A 17,994-nucleotide genomic window follows, 5' to 3' on the forward strand; every position below is an offset into this window, starting at 1 on the left:
CTTGCATCTCGAATATGGTTAAAATGAAATATTGTTTAATATGATGGAGGTGATAAATGATGCTTGCAACATTTGGATATCTAACACCAGTGACAATGGGGATTGTGCTTGTTACAGCTTTGGTCATCTTTGGACCGGGTAAGTTGCCGGAATTAGGGAAATCGCTGGGTAATGGTATTAGAGAATTTAAATCTGCGACCGCAGAAGAAGAGAAAACAGAAGATAATATTGTCGCTAAAACCGAAAAAGATCCTGCCTAAGCAGTTGACTACCTAAAATGAGCGCAAAAAGGAAGTAAAGCAGAAGTGCGAAGGCGACAACGTAATGACGACAATATGCCGTTAACAGACCATTTAAGAGACTTACGGAAAGTGCTTGTCGTAGCTGCGTACGCCATTGCTGGGGGTACGGTATTAGGATGGTTTGTAAGTGATCTTACCTTTGCCTATTTAGCACGTCCGGTATCTTTGCTGGGAGATATCACGTTTATTACTACAACGCCGATGGAACCAATGTTGGTTAAGATTAAGGTTTCTGTGATTTTTGGTGTCGCTCTTGCACTCCCTGTTCTAATGTGGAAAATTTGGAGTTTTGTATTGCCAGCTCTAAAACAAAATGAGCGTAAGTATTTATACTTTATTGTGCCAACCTCTGTACTTCTTTTTATTGGAAGGGGCCGCTTTCTGTTTATATGTAATAATACCTATCGGGATTAAGTTTCTTCTTAATGCTGGAAGCGGAGCTGTTCAGTCCACACCATTTGTGACGAAAACGTCATACATTAGCTTTCTGTTGAGCTTCTTGTTAACATTTGGGCTGGTGTTTCAACTTCCTATCATATTACTCGAGTTTGACACCTCGAAAGCTGTAACTATTGAATTTCAAGGGCTTCCAAACTTTAGATTTGCGCATACCACTACAATTCCCTGTTTGTGGGAATTCATCTATACCTTTTGAACTCTTTCTGGAATCCTTGCCCCGACTGCTTTAAATGCGATCGCTGCAGCGCCATGAACCTCGGTTCGTACTAAGTGTTCCTGATCTTTAACTTTAATTTTAACGGCATGGACTTTCCTTAGCGCACGAATTACTTCGGTATAGCCGTATTCACTTTCGCAATTCATAAGAAGCTTTTGAAACTTGATCTGCATTACGAGTGCGAGAAAGCAAAGCATAATGTGTCCGCAGATCCGCCGTTCCGTCCAGTGGTAGACCGGACGTAAATCGAGCGTACTCTTGAGATTTCGAAACGCACGTTCAATTTGCCATAAGTCTCGATAAGCGGTCGCGACTTCCTCTGTAGGAAGCTGAGTATTCGTTTGCAATATGTATAGACCATCAAAAAGAGCTGCTTGTTTTAGTTTTTCCTTATTAATCGTTGCCGCATCCTGTGTGACGTTGATGTACTTTTTGTATTCGCTGTTCCCGATTAAATCCTTAATATTCCCGTGTTCAAGCTTGCTACGAAGTTTAATCTCAATCTTTTCTCGAACGGCTTGATCTCGTTTAGCCTCTTCTTCGTTTAAACAAACAATATATCGATCTCCTCCGAGGGTAACTTCTTTTACCTTGAGGTTATCCTTAACAAGAGTATACGGTTCAGGGGAAGCTACGATTTCAGGGCCAACTTTAACATTTCGCATCCGAACTCCCAGGATGTATTGAAGGTTCAATTTCTCGAGAAGCTCTAAGGTCCGCTTGCCCATCATGCCCCGATCCCCAACAACAATAACACGTTGGATATTAAATCGTTTTTTCAAATCACTGACCGCTTCAATAAATGCATCTGTATCCGGGGTATTCCCAGGGAAGACATGATGAGCAATGGGAATTCCATCCCTCGACATCAGCATTCCAATCATAACTTGGAGACGATCCGGCCGATGGTCCTTGGAATGGCCATATTCGAGAAGGTCGAAAGCCCCTGCGTCTCCTTCCACATACGTGGAGGTCGTGTCAAAGAAAACGAGATCCAGTTGACGGGTAAATAGGTCGGTATGATGGTAGAAAAGTTTCTCTTCAATCATTTCCTTGTTTTCATCCAAGAAGTCGATCGCTCGATAGAAATGATGAAGCTTCAAACTCTCTAACTCTGGGCGATGGACGGAATCTTTCCAATCGCTGACTCCCAGTTTACTGGTGGGCTCCGTTAAGCGATTTAAAACCATACAGAAGATGGCTTCTTGTACATCCACACTTAATTCTCTCTCGCAAAAGAGTTGAGCCAGTATTTCATGAAGTCCAAGGTTTTCCCAGAGTCGACGAAAGACCAAAGAGGGTCCATACTCTTTACTCCAGTCTGCAAAGAGATCTTCAGCGGCATCCACCACAGCAAGTTTATCGGAGAACTTCGCAAGAGAGCGAATCAGGTCGTCAAGTTTCCCATTTTGGAGATCCTCCACTCTCCCCAAGTTACAAAGGACTTTTTGACGAACCTTACCCTCTTCACGACGGCTCTCACAGATTTGAAGGTAACGGCGTTCCGAGCCGTCCCGATTGTAGGCTGTTTTAATACGTGCAAACATAGCAACACCATTATACCACTTAAATCGAGGTGATAACAGTAATTATTTGCCAACGTGCGGCACTACAATCTAAAGTTTCAGCGGTTTTTTGGAAGGATTTTTAGCTTTGAATCCGCATGAAAAGCCATAATTAAAAATTAACAGCAACAAAATTTTCGTTGTTGCTGTCAAACTCGAGTATTACTAATCTTAATTAAAATTGGAGTATTATCCCCAAAAACGTTAGCAAAAAAGAGGCGCTGGGCGATATTGGCGATTGTCATTTTAGCGGCCATTGTTTCTCCAACCCCAGATTTATTCTCACAATTTCTCATGGCTGCTCCGATGTATCTCCTCTATGAAATCAGTATCTGGCTTGGGTACCTAATTAGGAAAAGAGAAAAAAGCCAAGCGTGAAATAAGGGAGGCAAGACATGGGCTTTACTGAAATCTTCTTAATTATGACTATCGCGCTTATTTTATTTGGGCCTGAAGAGTTGCCGGGCATTGCACGGAGGGTAGCTAAAGTTATTATGGAAGTTCGCAAGTTTAGTAATGAATCAACCAAAGAATTACAGAAATCTGTTGCTAGCCCTGTTAATATATTTACCAAAGCATTTGAACATTCGGTTTCTCCGCGTGTAGCCGAAAAGGAATCATATGATTTACAAGAAAAATTGGTTCCTAATGAAAAATTATTATCACACGATGATGAATGTACGATCAGTGATCAATTGCCAACGTCATTGGTACAAGAGATAGAGTACAATTAAGTTCGCAAAAGTAAAAAAGGAAAAGCCATCGGTAACTCCGAAAAGGTAAGTGCTGAAGCAAACCAAAAAGGAGTTGTTAACCGATGGCTTACCCAAATTCTACCGTACCTTTTGAAAAAATGCTAATGAAATTTGTAACCGAAGAAGATCCCATGCAGGCTATGTTAAAATGGCTCTGCGAAAGGCTGATGGAAGCAGAAGTGGATGCAAAGCTAGGTGCTGAAAAATCAGAACGGTCTACTGAACGTCAAGGGTATCGATCAGGCTATCGCGTTCGCCGTTTCGATACCCGGATGGGGACACTGTATTTAATGGTACCCAAACTGCGAAATGGCGGCTATATCCCTTTCTTTGTGGAAGGTAAGAAACGTTCTGAATTGGCCTTGATGAATGTGATTCAAGAAGCCTATGTTAATGGCGTATCCACCCGTAAAATAGAGAAACTCACTAAGTCCTTAGGCATTGACTCCATGTCACGAAGTCAGGTATCAAGCATCGCTAAAGAACTGAACGAACAGGTTGAAGCCTTTCGTAATCGAAGTCTCGATAAAGTCTATCCCGTACTCTGGGTGGATGCTCTCTATGAGAAAATCCGAGATGATCGAAGGGTCAAAAATATGGCAGTGCTGATTGTAACGGGTATTGATCTAGAAGGCAAACGAGATATTCTGGCCGTAGAGCCCATGCCAGAAGAGTCCACAGCAACCTACACCAGTCTCTTCGAAAAGTTAAAGTCACGAGGACTAGAGAAAGTCTGGCTGGTTGTCTCAGATGCCCATAAAGGGTTAGTTAAAGCTGTTCAAGAGTCCTTTATCGGGTGTTCCTGGCAACGCTGTAAAGTGCATTTTATGCGGAACATCCTCGCTCATATATCCGGTCGAGATAAGCAAGCGTTTGCTAATAAACTAAAGCAAATCTGGCTTCAACCAGACTATAGCAGTGCAAAGAAATACGCTAATTCTCTGATGGATGAGTTTGAGGCCAAATATCCTGAAGCCATTAAAACTCTGGAAGAAGGGTTGGAAGACTCACTACAGTTTTTCAGCTTTGCAGAGATTGATTCAAGAAAGATCGCGTCAACCAACCTGCTGGAAAGACTCAACCGAGAAGTACGTAGAAGAACCCGGGTGGTTGGGATATTCCCAAGTATGGATTCCTATATTCGGCTAGTAACCAGCTACCTTATTGAGTATAGCGAAGACTGGTGCAGTGGCCGATCCTATATCAATCCAAAAATCATCACTTCGATTGAGCAGGAACGTTCAAAAGCTGCGTAAGCCTTAATCATTAATTCAGAAAAGCATGACGCTCGGCGCTAGCCAAGCAAACTCTCTTTGATTTAGGGTTACTCTTTGGGGTGAAAGAGACTTTGCCGTCTTCAAGCGTTTTGGTAGGGTGCACGTGTCAATGGGATGATGCCGAGCATATCCTCGGCCTGACGGCCTCCGGTATCCCTCGCATCACCCTTGACACTCTTCCCAACTTACGCTTTTACATAAAACATTTAGCCTTAAGGGGTTCTGATGGTTTTTGCGAACATTTCTTGACACTATCAGTGCTGGTTCTTGATTATGCTGGCTCGTATTATACGGAAGGAAATTCTTTTCAAGGCTTCTGGTGGTACAGGTATGGTGTGAGGAATGTTGATAACTGCCTTCGTTCCCTGCTTGACCGAGGATTTCTGCAAGTCGGAGATTTGCAGAGCGCCATTGAGAAAGAAACCGCAGCAGTCCTCAAGGATGAATTGAAAAATCACGGGCTAAAAGTGAGCGGTAAAAAAGACGAGCTGGTACAGCGCCTGTTGATAGAGATCCCTCATGAAGAGCTTAACTCCCGTTTTACCAAAAGGACATATCAGTTAACGGAACTCGGAAAGCAAGCGCTTGAAGAAGAAAGTTATGTTCCATATATACACCGGCATACACTTGAAGATATGGATATATGGTCGCTAAATAAAATAATTCATGAGCCCCCGTATATGCCATATCGCGATAAAATATGGGGCTACCTTAACAAGCGCAGCATGGAACACTTCGCAGCTGGTAACTTTGGCTTATATAGAAACTGCAGACATCATATGTCCAATTTTCTGATGGAAGAGAAGAAAATAATAGATGCGCTGGGCATGTTATCAGAAGTGGTGTTTTACGATTTAAGTGGACTTGGCAACAACTACGATCCACAGTATCTCCATATTTTTGCTGAGCACTTCTTCCCGTATAAAGACTCGACGGTGACAATGGCGCCTGGCATCACAAGTGCTGTTATGAATTGTCAAAAAGAGCTTAACCTAACCGACGAAGAACTCAAAGCGGCATTGCTTGACCGGATGAAGCGTCTGAGTGCGCCTTTACATCTTTTTACACCGGAAGAATGTGTAGATATTGTATTTATGGAAAGTCGAGGAGAGACTGACGCATTAACAAATATATATGCCAAGGCAAGACGGAGGTTCAAACAGAATTTTCCGGGTATTAAATGTTGAGTTTAGAATCAAATAACAGGTAACCATAAAACCATCAGCCGGTATCGTCTTATCAGTCTGGGAGCGAGTAAAGCGGTTTTTGGCTTAAGCCAAACAGCGCATCAACAACATACTGCGCATAGATAATAGACATTTGAAATTGAATGAAGGTGGAAAATGGCACAAATATTATTTGATTTTTTTAATGAAACTCACACCGAATGGCTCAAATCTTTCTGTGCCTACTTTCGGCTTAGTGAGAAAGCAGTCATCTCTTATTTTGATGAAGTGAATCCAGATGAGTTGACGCCTAGAAAATTGACACAGGATTTAAATATAAACTTGACTGATTATGATAGCAATAACTTATCAATCATCTGCCACCATATGACAACAGCTTCAGAAGTCGATAAAGAAAGCTTTCTAATTCGTGGCATTCTTAATTTAAAACAGATGCTTCAAGAGAAAACACCTTTATCAGATTTTATAAAGGCTTATGGAATAACAGTAAATGTTGATAATCGGAAGATGTTTATAAATCAACAATCATATCCGATTACGTCCTATGGTGAGCCTTGTGAGTTTTGTTTTAAGGAAAGAAAAATGCCGTGTAATGCATACTTTAAATGTGATCCGAGAAAGGATATGGATCATCTCGGATTGAAGCTGTATAAATACGGAGCTACAGTAGAATTTTTTATCCATGCAACTATAGATGAAATGGTAAGATACTCGTCTATACGAAGGTGCCCAGAAATTCTTCAAACTCTGGATAAGATTGTTTCGGGGATAAATGGATTTAGTACATCGGCTTACACAATGAGCTATGATTGGATGAAAGCAAAAACTGAATGTTATATACTTGAATTCCCTGTTCGATTGAGCAACATGGAAACATATGCACCAATTGACTATGACCGCGCATGGTATGAAATCAGTGATTGCCTGGAGCAGAACGGCTATAATTATGAGGACTATTATGAGAGACTGATTCCTCAAAATGTATTTGATAATATGGTTTTCCTCAAATGGTTTATTAGTGTTTATTTTTATGATTCGGAGGAATTGGGTTCGTTACTACCGGATAAGTGCGTTGAGTCAGAAGAAGTAAGAATAATAGAAATTGATTAGCGATAAGAATATAGTTGAAAAATTGTAACGAATAAAGCCTTCAAGTTAAAAATGATTTGAAGGTTTTATTGTTTACAATTTACTTAGATTGTAAACAATAAAAGCGGCGTTAAATCGCTAAAAAAATGCCACCACAAGCGACTGTTTCAGAAATATACCCTGCCGCCAAGGGGATACCAGAGGGATGCGACATCTTTTTTGTATCCTCAAGGCACACAGAAATAATTGTCGATTTATATCGAAGACAATAAATTGAATGTCAATCGAGAACTGCTAAAATGCAAATTTTTTTATGATAGATGAAACAAATTTAGGGGAAATGATAATGTTTATAAAACAGGTAAAAGAACAGTTAGGGAAAATGTCTGAGGCAGAAAAGGAAGAATGGATTTTGGCTCAGGCAAAATTACTGGAGGAGAACGAACAGCAAAGTTTTTTGATGTCGCTTTCCGGTGAAAAAAAAGTTATATACATGCCAAGTCAGGGAGAGATCGAAGAATTATGTGAGAAGGTAGATCATGGTGACATTTATCTTGAATATGAGACACATTATTACGAGTTTGATGATGACGGCAGATATATGGATGATTGGAAAGTATGGCATAATGATCCGTTTCAGGCGATGGATTTCCTGAACAGAGTTTTCAGGGGATGCCATGATTTGCTGCTCTTAAATGAGTATAAAACCGTGGTTGATATTTTGGACAGGGTTTGTAAATTGGAATTCAAAGTGATTGAATCTCCGGATTCGGAAGATTTTGAAGATGATTCACCATTCACATTGGTAAATGCTGCTGAAGAAGGCATGTTATCTATGAGTATCAGCGATATTGGAAAAGACTGGGTAGCGGCATATGTTAAGCTGGCGGACAGATGGGATAGCCCGGAACTTGCAAAAAGATTGGTTGAAATATTCAATCAACCGATATGTAAGAAGCTCAATCCGAGTATGCTTATTGGAGAAGAAATCCCAAATGATTTATTTCTTCATATGTTTGAAATATTAAATGTGCAGATTTTGGAAGCAGAGTCACATTTTAATAATCTATTCTCTAAAACTGTCTTTACCCACGACAAATATCTGTATGAGAATAAGCTTAAGAGACAAAAGGAAATATTGTTGAATATTCAGATGAAGTGTATAGATGAAATACAAAAAAAGTCTCAACAAAACGGTTCTGTTCTTGCAGCTTCATGGAAACAGATTGGAGAACTTCTTGATGCGCTCAAGTTTGAGCAATATATTGATGACCAATGGGAAATTGAAGAAATCCGGAATATCTGTAATGCATTATTAAAGACAGGCAAGCTGGGGCAAGAAGATTGGGAATTGAGAAAAAAGATTCTGTCCGATATTATTCTGCACGGTTATTATAATGATTACGGCTGCTATGACCCAATGGTTGATTTGTCGAATGAATTGTGTGTGAAGGCAGATGAGTTTCTCGCGTTTGCAGATATAATGGATGGCTCTGGTTATTATAAAAAAGAAGCGGCACATTTATATCATAAATATGGGAGAGACGACAAATATGTTTCTTATCTGGAAACTCATTTGGGAAAGGAAAGTGAAACATATGTAGCGCTGATAAATTATTATAAGGAGCATGATAATTTTGACGGGGCATGCCGGGTGGCAGAACAGGCGTTGGAAAAATGCAAAGATGATCTGACGGATGCTTTTATATATCTCCTTGTTGATGCAGAAAAGAGAGAAGATAAAGACAAGTACAAAAAATTGTATAGCAGTGCGAAGAGAAGGCGTTTAGCAGATATTAATCGAATAGATCAAGCGTTAAGTGATTTGAAATCAGGTAGTTATGCTTGACAATACATAAATTAAGACCTTTTGTATGTCGAAAGATGGCAGGAAGAATTCGATCAGGATAGAAGGCGACAAAAGCCTAAATCAGCAGGGGTATTCTTGAAAATTAGAAAAGATATTCTACAACCGTATCTGGATGATAGGGGTTACAAGCTTTGTTATAGTATTTCACTTAGGCGTTCTACGGATAAGTATAAATCTGAAGAGGATATGCAATGGACACATAGATTTTCAGGAAATACACGGAACACCTTTGAGCAATTAGCATATGTCTTGTTTTGTCAAGGCATTCAGAAGTTGTAGTGCCGTTGCAAAGTGAAAGGTAACGCAAAGGAGATACCCCCATTTGAATTATGTGTTATAACATGTGTTATAACTTTCCTTGACATTATATCGGAACGCCGATACAATGAGTTTAGGTGATGAAAATGACAATACAACAGCTTTTGCAGGATATGCAAATGTCCCGTTATCGTTTATCGAAAATCAGTGGGATTCCATGGGCAACTCTCGCGGATATTTATTCCGGGAAAACCCATTTGCACCGATGTGGCGCAGGAACGCTTTCCAAACTGTCTAAAACACTTGGTCTATCCATTGAGGAACTGTTGGCACTGGAAGCAGAGCCGGAAAAAAACACAGCCGCCGGGAAACCAAACATAAAAACTTACTTGGAAACCGGGCTGTCGGAGAGCGTCCAAAAAGCAATAAAAGACTATTTGCAAGGCGAAAAGGAGCAGGTGCTATATCTTGACTGCTTGTGCAATGAGTTATATGGAGCCATTAATGCCGACTTTTGGGCTGGCTTAATTACTGAGGAACAGGCAAGCTATCTGCGTGTAAAATATCTTGGCACAGAGGGAAAGGAGGATGGCATTAATGATTGATTTTACGTTGTGTGAAGTAAATAAATTCAGAGCTTACGGTGGGGCAAATGGAAATAAAATCAATATTCTTTATGAGGGCAATAGCTATATGCTTAAATTCCCGCCTGTCCCAAGTCGCAAGAAAACCATGAGTTACACCAACGGATGTATCAGTGAATACCTTGCCTGCCATATCTTTGCATCCCTCGGATTCAAAACCCAGGAGACCCTGCTCGGTACCTATACTGATCCACGCGGGAAGGAAAAAGTGGTAGTGGCCTGCGTAGATTTTACCGAAGGCGGCAAAAGACTCATTGAGTTTGCGCATCTGAAGAATACCTGCATTAGCAGTGAACAGAATGGATATGGCAAAGAACTTTCATCTATCATGCAGGCAATAGATGAGCAGATGCTTCTGCCGCCGGATCAGCTTCGGGATTTCTTTTGGGATATGTTTATTGCCGATGCACTGCTTGGTAATTTTGACAGGCACAATGGAAACTGGGGCATTCTTGTAGATGAACAGTCTAAGACGGCTGAAATTGCCCCCGTTTACGACTGTGGCTCCTGCCTCTACCCGCAGCTTGCAGCCAAGGATATGGGGGATGTCCTAAACAGTGAAGATGAGATTGACAGGCGGGTTTATGTTTTCCCTGCCTCGTCCATTGAGGAAGACGGAAAAAAGATTTCCTACTTCGAATTTATCTCTTCCCTGAGAAATCCAGACTGCACGGCGGCTCTAAAAAGAGTTTCCGCACGGATTGATATGGGAAAAATACGTACGCTCATTGATAAAACACCGACACTGCTTCCAATACAAAAGGAGTTTTATACTGTAATAATTTCAGAGCGAAAGGCAAAAATCATTGATTACAGCATGGAACAACTCATGAAACTGGATGGACAGGAGCTGGAGCGAGAGAAACTACAAAACCGTGGACAGCAGTTTACCATGTGATAGAAATCAGATTTTAAAATTGTAAACAAAAGCCTTCAAGCTAAAATGATTTGAAGGCTTTATTGTTGACAATTCACTAGGGTTGTAATTGTAAAGCAAAAAAACAGACCCAATTCAAAGAAAAAATAGACTGCACAGGCGATATATCTGAAATATACGTTGACGCCAAGGGGGTACCAAATTGATACGGCATCTTTTTTGTATCCTCAAGGCATGTGGAGACCGCAATCCTGTTGCAACGTCAAAACGCTTGATATAAGCGGATTCGCAGGATTGTTGTTGAAATATGCTTTGACGTGAAAGGATGGTGCTTTCACGTCTTTTCTTTTGCAAAATAATAATGGGTTTGCTCTACCTTACTTTAAGATGATGAAGGAATGTAGATGAAAACTGTCAGGATTATTCCCGCTATACCTAAAGAGAATATAAAGCTTAGGGTTTGTTTGATGTGATGAAAGGTCTTGAAGAGCGGTGGCATGGAACAAATTCTCGCAGGATGTATATAATAATGCTATAATAATGTACATGAAGGGAGGCATCGATCATGCCCCAAATAAGACCGATAACTGATTTGAGAAATACCAACGAAATCTCTGATTTGGCCCATGCTAAGAAAGAACCTATATTTATAACAAAAAACGGCTATGGTGATTTGGTTGTTATGAGCATTGAAACCTTTGATTCCATGTTGGCGGATCGTGAACTCGACGCAGCTATCGCCGAAGCCGAAGCCGAGTATACTTCTGATGACCTGCTTATAGATGCAAGGGAAGCTTTGTCAAGCTTAAAGAGGAAGCACTTTGGAAAATAAATATTCTGTAAAATTACTGCCTCGCGCACACCGTGATTTGGATGGCATATATACCTACATTGCTGAAACGATGATAGAGCCAGGCATCGCTGCAAAATTGGTTGACACGCTTGAAGAAGCTATTTTCAGCTTAGAAAGTATGCCTCAGCGTGGAGCGTTAAGAAAAATAGGTGCTTATGCCAATAAGGGATACCGCCAGCTATTCGTAGGTAATTTTACTGTAGTATACCGTGTTGCTGAAACTAAAAAGAGAGTAGTTCTTGTTGTCACAATACGATATTCAAAAAGCCAGTTTTAAGAGGCCAATGCCAACACCTTGCTACCCTTGCAAAAATTGCATCAATACCATTGTTTATAATGATTATTGAATGAAGTCGTCCTACCTATGGTTGAGGTATTTCTTCCCGGATATCAAACAATCTGGTCTAGATATGTGTTAGCCCCGCTACGAAATAACGCCGCCAAGGCCCTACCAGGCTTTAACGGCATTATTTTTGTATACTCAAGGCACGTTGAGACAATCGTACTACTTTACTCGACACTAGATTGACTTGACAGAAATGTTATATGAAATGATAGAAACATCTGCTAATCGATGCAAGGTGTTTTATTGACAAATAAGGGTATGAATAGTATGATTTGTATAACAAGCAAAGGAGTTGTTAATATGGAAAACTCGACTGGAAAATATGCATGGACCGCTACTGTTGGAACAAAAGGTCAATTAGTTATTCCTAAGGAAGCCAGAGAAATATTTAATATTCAGCCAGGAGATACGCTAATTATCCTGGCAGATAAAGAACAAGGAATCGCTATTCCGCCTAAGAATACATTTGACAAGTATTTTCAAACGATTTTTGGCGGAAAGAAATAATAACCGGAGGATATGAGTTATGCCAACAATATTTGGGATCTCTTTGATTGGATTTATACAGATGACAATAGGGGCGGCCATTGTTATCTTCATATTGGTCAAATATCTTAATCGCCTAAAAGAGAACAAAGAAAACGAGTATATTATTCAGAATGTGCATGTAATTGCCGGGGATGGCAGTGAACTGTTTCATCAGAATGTTTATATTAAAGATGGAATTATTAAAAAATTGACTGATAAGACTCTGGAAATTAAGCAGGTCCAGATTATTGATGGTACCGGAAAAACATTGATGCCTGGATTAATTGACTGCCATATTCATATTCAGGGATTGAATAATCGCAGCGATAAGGATAGTGACAGATTTATAGAAGAACAGATTCCGACAATCTTCTCAGAGCGTGTTCTGCCCTATGGTATTACAACAATCAAGGACCTATGTGCTCCAAAACACTTTATATATAAGTTGCGTGATCAAATTAAATCAGGAAAAATCATTGGTCCGGAACTGTTGGTGGTGGGGCCTAATTTCACATCTCCTGATGGTCATCCGGCTAATACCCTGGGCAGAAATAATCCATGGATCAGAAAAGAGATGGCGCTTGAAGTTTCAACATCAGAGGAAGTCAGTGCCGGCATTGATGAGTTAAAGGCAGCAGGAGTTGATTTTCTCAAATTCACTTATCAGGGTGGTGATTACTGGTATTTTGATGAGAAGCTTCAGATCAAAAAACTCGATAAGGCTTTAATGAAACAGATTATCAACGAGGGTAAGGAAAAGGGCATGCTTACAACTGCTCATGTATTCTATAAAGAGGATGTAAGAGAACTTCTTGAGGCTGGAATATATGGTATTGAGCATGGTATTCTTGACGAGCAGATAGAATCGGATGATGATATCATTAGACTTTGGAAAGAAAGCGGTGCTCATTTTGTGCCGACTGTTAATGCTATGACCTACGAGAAAGAACCTATGCGTCTGGTCAATAGTATCCATAATCTGAAGGTGCTTTACGATGCCGGGATCCCGATTGCCATGGGAACGGACAATATGCTCGAGATGTTGGGCGGAGATGTAGAGCATAAGGAATTGGCTTACTACGTTGAAGCCGGGCTTACCCCTACGCAGGCGATTATGCTGGCAACTAAGAATGGTGCTGAACATCTTGGTGTTGCCGAAAGGAAAGGCATGGTTAAGCCTGGTATGGAGGCTGACCTGATTCTCTTGGAAAAGAATCCTGCAGAGAATATTTCCAACATGCAGTTCATTGACAAGGTATTCTTAAAAGGCAAGATAGCGTACTCACAGAAGCCAATTAAGTTTTATGATCTCCCTGGATACACATACCATGATGATGTCAAGACAATCAGCTATGAAAGTTCAGATAAGAAGATTACGCGTCAGGTTGATGTTTCCGGATATGTAGCAGAAAAGAAGATTATACATACGGTTACTCATGATGGGCTGGAATGGTCTAAGGAAATTTTTACGCTTGACACCAACCTGTCCGTATTAGAATGGCATTACCACAGAGAACCAGATAATACAGATATCACTGCAGTTAAGGAAAATAATTTCATTCATATGACCGGTACTTTTAAAGGAAAGCGTCAGGATAAGAAACTTAAGGTTGGTGATGGTCTGTGGTATCAGCAGATGGATCTTGCAATGCCGGCCTTTATTCAGTCTAGTCTGGATGAGATACTATTCTACTCTATCGGGACTGGAGATAATCGCGGTGCTATGGGTCTTGGTGAATTTGCTGCTAAGAAAATAGGTGAAGAGGAAGTGTCTATTGGAGATGTATCCTACTCATGCGTAAAAATAAAATTTGTATTAACGATGTTTTCATGGGCATGGTCAGGATATTACTGGTATGACAAAATATCCGGACAATTGGTACAGAGCGGGGAAAGCAAGGGAAAGTATATAAAGATACAGTATCAGGTTAAGGCATAACCGTTTAATTGCGCAAGAGGATATGTTTCCAGGAACGACCTTGATGATAAAAAATAACTTGAAAAGACGGTCACATGCTTCTTTGAACGAGAGTGGACATTTGATGTACTTCCTACAGTATTTTGAAGATGATGTCCGATTAATTTTTCAGACTCGTCGAGGCCAAAGCACTCTAACTCGTATGAGCTTCGGTGCACGTGTCAGTGCTATCGAATCCAAATTTGTTTCTGTGTCGTTTGATGATAAAATTGGAAGAATTACAGCTAGTGGAGAAACTAGTGAATATAATCACCCTCCGCCAGGTTCGTTTCCCTTGGTTTTCGGAGTGGGTGAGCAATCAGATCGGCAGGATTACATCATGTGGAGAGATAACGGAGTATCAAATCCCTACAATAGGGTAGGAGCCTCATTGTTCTTGTACTTGGCCCGGACGGTGCAATATGGTTTGCTGAGGAGTCTGATAAAACAGGTCAGTTAATTTATTAATAGGCTATCTGAATTCACATTTTTATGTGTTGTTTTAGATTGTTAGAAGGGAGCGAATATACTATGACTGGGCCAGAAAAGAAGAAGCTTTATCCGAATAAAAATATAAAGACAGTCTGCTATATAAGTAATCTACCAAAAAGACCCAATGTTGAGATTGGAGACTATACTTATTATAGCGATAATAAAAATTCCCCGGAGAGATTTTATGATAACATAGAGCACCACTACGAATTCCTAGGTGATAAACTCATAATAGGCAAGTTCTGTGCAATTGCGGAGGGTGTTAAGTTTATAATGAATGGCGCGAACCACAGAATGGATGGGATTACAACCTATCCGTTTAATATCTTTGGATACGGCTGGGAAAAGGTCGCTCCTACAATTGAGCAACTTCCATTAAGAACATTAATGCTCAGGAGCCAATCGTGGTTTCTGTAGGGAAAGTTGTTGGAGGTACTAAGGCGAACATTGTTTCTAAATATACAGAGATCGACATTTCTATGAGATACTTTAATTCCAAGGTTAGAGAACTAACTGGCCCATGTCGCCATAAAAAGACATGCAGAGGCTATCGCAGGTGCTTATGAGCTTAAGGTTGACGTGATCATAGAGGAAAGTGCACTGAGTCTTTACAATGATGATGAATTATCAAAACTGGCTGATCAAAGTATTAAGAAAGTCTTTGGAGAAGGTAAAAATATAGACTTGCCTAAATATATGGGATCAGAGGCTATGCCTTACTATTTTCAATATGCTAAAGGAGTTTATGCATTTCTCGGCTATAAAAATGAAGAAAAAGAAGCTATATACTTTCCTCACCATGAGAAATTTAAGATTGATGAAGATTATTTGGAATATGGTACAGCATTACATGTGCAATTTGCTCTCGATTTCCTGAATAGTTCCTTAACATAAAAAATTTTGCTGGAACCTGAGGCGATGGTTACCTATAGATGTGGGAAATTTAATGGGTCAGCAGAAACTTCTGCAAAAATTTCCTCGAATCATAGCTAAACAACACATAGCTAATCAACAACACACATAGCTAAATTATTCTTGCAAAACTAGTTTAGTTGCAGTATAATGAAAATTTGTGTTATACTAAGGTGGTATCGATGATCATTTGGGTCGGTGCTGCCTTTTTTATATTGCTTTTTGGATGTCTGAAACTATTAAAAAGAGAGTAGGGGGATATGAATGTTTAAAATTAATCAATATATAGTATATAACTCAATGGGAGTATATAAAATCGTGGATATTCGTACCGAAGAACTTATTACAAATGAAAAAATACAATACTATGTATTAGAGCCTGCCTTTAAAGATAATATGACCATAAAAATCCCGGTAGGGAATGACAAAGTTCTCATGCGTGGAGTTATTTCCAAAGAAGATGCTGTTTCAGTCATTGAAGCCATGCCTAAAACTGAAACCGTTTGGATTTCCAATAACAAAGCAAGAACCGATAGTTTTATGAAGGCACTAAGAAGCAATGAGTGCGGACAATTAGTAGAACTAATTAAGTTATTACATGAGGAAAAAGTCGAAAGGACCAGTCTGGGCAAAAAGCTCTGGAAGAAAGATGAAGACATCATGAAAGTTGCTGAAAGAAACCTTTATGAAGAATTTGCTATTGCTTTAAAAATTTCTCCTGCAGAAGTACTTCCCTTTATTAGAGAGCATGTCTCATGATAGGATTCCATTAAATCCATAGGTTAAAAATAAAGCTGTTCATGCAAAAATGTACCCTGTGGAGTAGACTATGGAAAAAGCTACACCGTAGAGTTTTTTGTTATAATGAGAAGAAGTTGACCGGTTAAAATATTTGGAAACTCTTAATAAGGTCTAAATTAAAAATCTTATCCAATAGGGAAAAGGGAGTTCGCTAACTACTCGGGTAAGTAGTTTTGCGAACTCCCTTTTTAGCTTGCCTACGATTCAGCCACTAATTTACGGATCAATAAGCTCATAACCTGATGTACTTAGATTAGTGGATAACCTTCTGCTCTTTTACGATATCCCATAGAATAGAATCAACCTTGTTGTGTAGAACATCATGCTGCAGACGATACAGGTTCTCAACAGTAACCTTAAGGTCGTCGTGTACAAAACCTTCAACATTACTTGCTCTAATGCCCTTTTCTGCCATCATCATGGCTTCAATACATCCGAACAGGGAAGTGAACATTCTGAAAGCACAGGACGGCTTTGCACCATCGCAAACGACTCCGGCCATATGAATCATGCTCGTGCAGAGCATATCGTTAATCTGCTGAGGATTCAGTCCGTGAATAAATGCAACTCCGGCTGCCGCTGCGGGAGCACTCGTTGCTGCGCAGGAGCATGTAGGAGGCATGTAAACGAACTCTCTGGAGAGATACTTGAGATAGGTGTTAAGGAGAAGAGCAAATGCAACTGCTCTATAACCCTCTTCCTCAGAGCACTTACGGTACTCGGCAGAAGCCCAAGGTCCCATAACAACCATAGCGCCCTGATTACCGCTGGCGGTGCTGACCATGGCCGGATAATCGCTGCCGCCCATGCGCGCATCGGCACCCGCAGTTGCCCAGATTAGTACATGCGTAAGCTCGTCACCCGCGACAAATCCGCTCTCAATATTCTGCATAAGCACACGGGCGGTCTGTAATCCGCGCGGATTCTCTATTCCGTCCTTTGCAAGGGCAGTATTCATGGCAACAGCTTCTCTTGCTCTTCCAAACTCGCTGATGTCTGCAGTCTTGCACCAGTTGTAGATGTTCTCAATCGTGAACTCGTTCCAGTCGACACCGTCTGCAGGGATAAGCATCTCGCCGGCAGGCTTGCGGTTATCCACTACAACCTTGTTATCGACCTCAAGGTAAGTCCATGTGTGGTGCTCATCCTCAAAGATAACTGTGGCTACATGCTGGTCGGTTGTGAGAGTGAGTTTGAAATATACCTGCTTACCTGTGCTGTTATCCATGTCGAGTGTGAACTCTGCGTTTTTCACAAGCTCTTCAGCGGCAACGACGTCCTCAGGCCTAATGTTGTGCAGTACTTCCTTGCAAGCATCCGCGTCACCGTTGATGATACCAACAGCGGCGGACAAGTAGGCGCCGGTTTTTCCGCCCGTGTTAGGAATGCCAACGGCCTGAACACCCGTGACCATAAGTCCGCAACCTACCATGTCAACTCTCTTGACTGTACCAGTTGCGTGCTTACGTGTAATCGCTCCAGCCAGTGCAAACATCATTGGCTCTGTGCAGCCTAATGCCGGGGATGCTTCTTTGTCCAGAAGTTCTCTAAAAATGCTCATACTCATAATAAATCATTTCCTTTCCTATCCGTTTCAGCGGCTCG

16 protein-coding genes and 3 pseudogenes are annotated in these 17,994 nt (G+C 40.6%); 17 read left to right on the top strand and 2 right to left on the bottom strand.

Translation table 11 applies throughout. The features are described 5' to 3' along the window. The first annotated feature begins 59 nt into the window (after positions 1-59). The gene (tatA, locus tag DESDI_RS06825) at positions 60-260 is read left to right on the top strand and encodes a twin-arginine translocase TatA/TatE family subunit (RefSeq protein WP_041219801.1); all 201 of its coding nucleotides are present in this window, start codon (positions 60-62) and stop codon (positions 258-260) included. Positions 261-305: 45 nt separating this feature from the next. Continuing rightward, positions 306-957, top strand: a pseudogene (tatC, locus tag DESDI_RS06830) (twin-arginine translocase subunit TatC). Here tatC and DESDI_RS06835 read toward each other — a convergent pair. Beyond that, positions 945-2,525 (bottom strand): IS1634-like element ISDha15 family transposase, encoded by a 1,581-nt coding sequence (locus tag DESDI_RS06835; RefSeq protein WP_015261909.1) that lies wholly within the window; start codon positions 2,523-2,525, stop codon positions 945-947. The pseudogene tatC and the gene DESDI_RS06835 sit on opposite strands and share 13 nt — an antisense overlap. Before the next feature lie 177 nt (positions 2,526-2,702). On the opposite strand from DESDI_RS06835, the pseudogene DESDI_RS17585 reads away from it, so the two are divergent. The 15 genes and pseudogenes from DESDI_RS17585 to DESDI_RS06910 form a co-directional block, all read left to right on the top strand. Continuing rightward, a pseudogene (locus DESDI_RS17585) lies at positions 2,703-2,921 on the top strand (twin-arginine translocase subunit TatC); the annotation flags it as partial. A gap of 17 nt (positions 2,922-2,938) precedes the next feature. Beyond that, the gene (locus DESDI_RS06840) at positions 2,939-3,277 is read left to right on the top strand and encodes a Sec-independent protein translocase subunit TatA/TatB (protein ID WP_015261910.1); all 339 of its coding nucleotides are present in this window, start codon (positions 2,939-2,941) and stop codon (positions 3,275-3,277) included. Between the two features lie 83 nt (positions 3,278-3,360). After that, a complete protein-coding gene (locus tag DESDI_RS06845; RefSeq protein ID WP_011459365.1) occupies positions 3,361-4,554 on the top strand; it encodes an IS256-like element ISDha1 family transposase in 1,194 nt (397 codons plus the stop codon). 80 nt (positions 4,555-4,634) lie between these two features. Then, positions 4,635-5,762, top strand: a complete 1,128-nt coding sequence (locus tag DESDI_RS06850; protein ID WP_015261911.1) for an SAP domain-containing protein — start codon at positions 4,635-4,637, stop codon at positions 5,760-5,762. 156 nt (positions 5,763-5,918) lie between these two features. Beyond that, on the top strand, positions 5,919-6,872 hold the full coding sequence (locus DESDI_RS06855) for a hypothetical protein (protein ID WP_015261912.1): 954 nt from the start codon (positions 5,919-5,921) through the stop codon (positions 6,870-6,872). A 292-nt stretch (positions 6,873-7,164) separates the two neighbouring features. Further along, positions 7,165-8,700: a hypothetical protein gene (locus DESDI_RS06860; protein WP_202950019.1), complete on the top strand. Its 1,536-nt coding sequence runs from the start codon at positions 7,165-7,167 to the stop codon at positions 8,698-8,700. A 425-nt stretch (positions 8,701-9,125) separates the two neighbouring features. After that, positions 9,126-9,584: a helix-turn-helix domain-containing protein gene (locus DESDI_RS06865; RefSeq protein WP_015261915.1), complete on the top strand. Its 459-nt coding sequence runs from the start codon at positions 9,126-9,128 to the stop codon at positions 9,582-9,584. Next, positions 9,577-10,521, top strand: coding sequence for a HipA domain-containing protein (locus tag DESDI_RS06870; protein WP_015261916.1), 945 nt, complete (start codon positions 9,577-9,579; stop codon positions 10,519-10,521). Before DESDI_RS06865 ends, DESDI_RS06870 begins: the two co-directional genes overlap by 8 nt. A gap of 544 nt (positions 10,522-11,065) precedes the next feature. Next, on the top strand, positions 11,066-11,332 hold the full coding sequence (locus tag DESDI_RS06875) for a type II toxin-antitoxin system Phd/YefM family antitoxin (protein ID WP_015261917.1): 267 nt from the start codon (positions 11,066-11,068) through the stop codon (positions 11,330-11,332). Then, on the top strand, positions 11,322-11,630 hold the full coding sequence (locus DESDI_RS06880) for a type II toxin-antitoxin system RelE/ParE family toxin (RefSeq protein ID WP_015261918.1): 309 nt from the start codon (positions 11,322-11,324) through the stop codon (positions 11,628-11,630). The genes DESDI_RS06875 and DESDI_RS06880 overlap by 11 nt, the downstream gene beginning before the upstream one ends. 369 nt (positions 11,631-11,999) lie before the next feature. Beyond that, entirely contained in the window at positions 12,000-12,206 is a 207-nt protein-coding gene (locus DESDI_RS06885; protein WP_015261919.1) for an AbrB/MazE/SpoVT family DNA-binding domain-containing protein, read from the top strand. 19 nt (positions 12,207-12,225) lie between these two features. Continuing rightward, a complete protein-coding gene (locus DESDI_RS06890; RefSeq protein ID WP_015261920.1) occupies positions 12,226-14,166 on the top strand; it encodes an amidohydrolase family protein in 1,941 nt (646 codons plus the stop codon). A gap of 549 nt (positions 14,167-14,715) precedes the next feature. Beyond that, a pseudogene (locus DESDI_RS06900) lies at positions 14,716-15,057 on the top strand (LbetaH domain-containing protein); the annotation flags it as partial. A gap of 198 nt (positions 15,058-15,255) precedes the next feature. Then, on the top strand, positions 15,256-15,570 hold the full coding sequence (locus DESDI_RS18255; RefSeq protein ID WP_242825450.1) for a M20/M25/M40 family metallo-hydrolase: 315 nt from the start codon (positions 15,256-15,258) through the stop codon (positions 15,568-15,570). Between the two features lie 282 nt (positions 15,571-15,852). Continuing rightward, complete coding sequence (locus DESDI_RS06910; protein ID WP_015261921.1) at positions 15,853-16,347, top strand: CarD family transcriptional regulator; 495 nt, start codon at positions 15,853-15,855, stop codon at positions 16,345-16,347. Positions 16,348-16,642: 295 nt separating this feature from the next. Here DESDI_RS06910 and DESDI_RS06915 read toward each other — a convergent pair whose 3' ends face one another. Further along, positions 16,643-17,956, bottom strand: a complete 1,314-nt coding sequence (locus DESDI_RS06915) for an L-serine ammonia-lyase, iron-sulfur-dependent, subunit alpha (RefSeq protein ID WP_015261922.1) — start codon at positions 17,954-17,956, stop codon at positions 16,643-16,645. Positions 17,957-17,994 lie beyond the last annotated feature (38 nt).

It is taken from the genome of Desulfitobacterium dichloroeliminans LMG P-21439 (genome assembly GCF_000243135.2).
GTDB classification, from domain to species: domain Bacteria; phylum Bacillota; class Desulfitobacteriia; order Desulfitobacteriales; family Desulfitobacteriaceae; genus Desulfitobacterium; species Desulfitobacterium dichloroeliminans.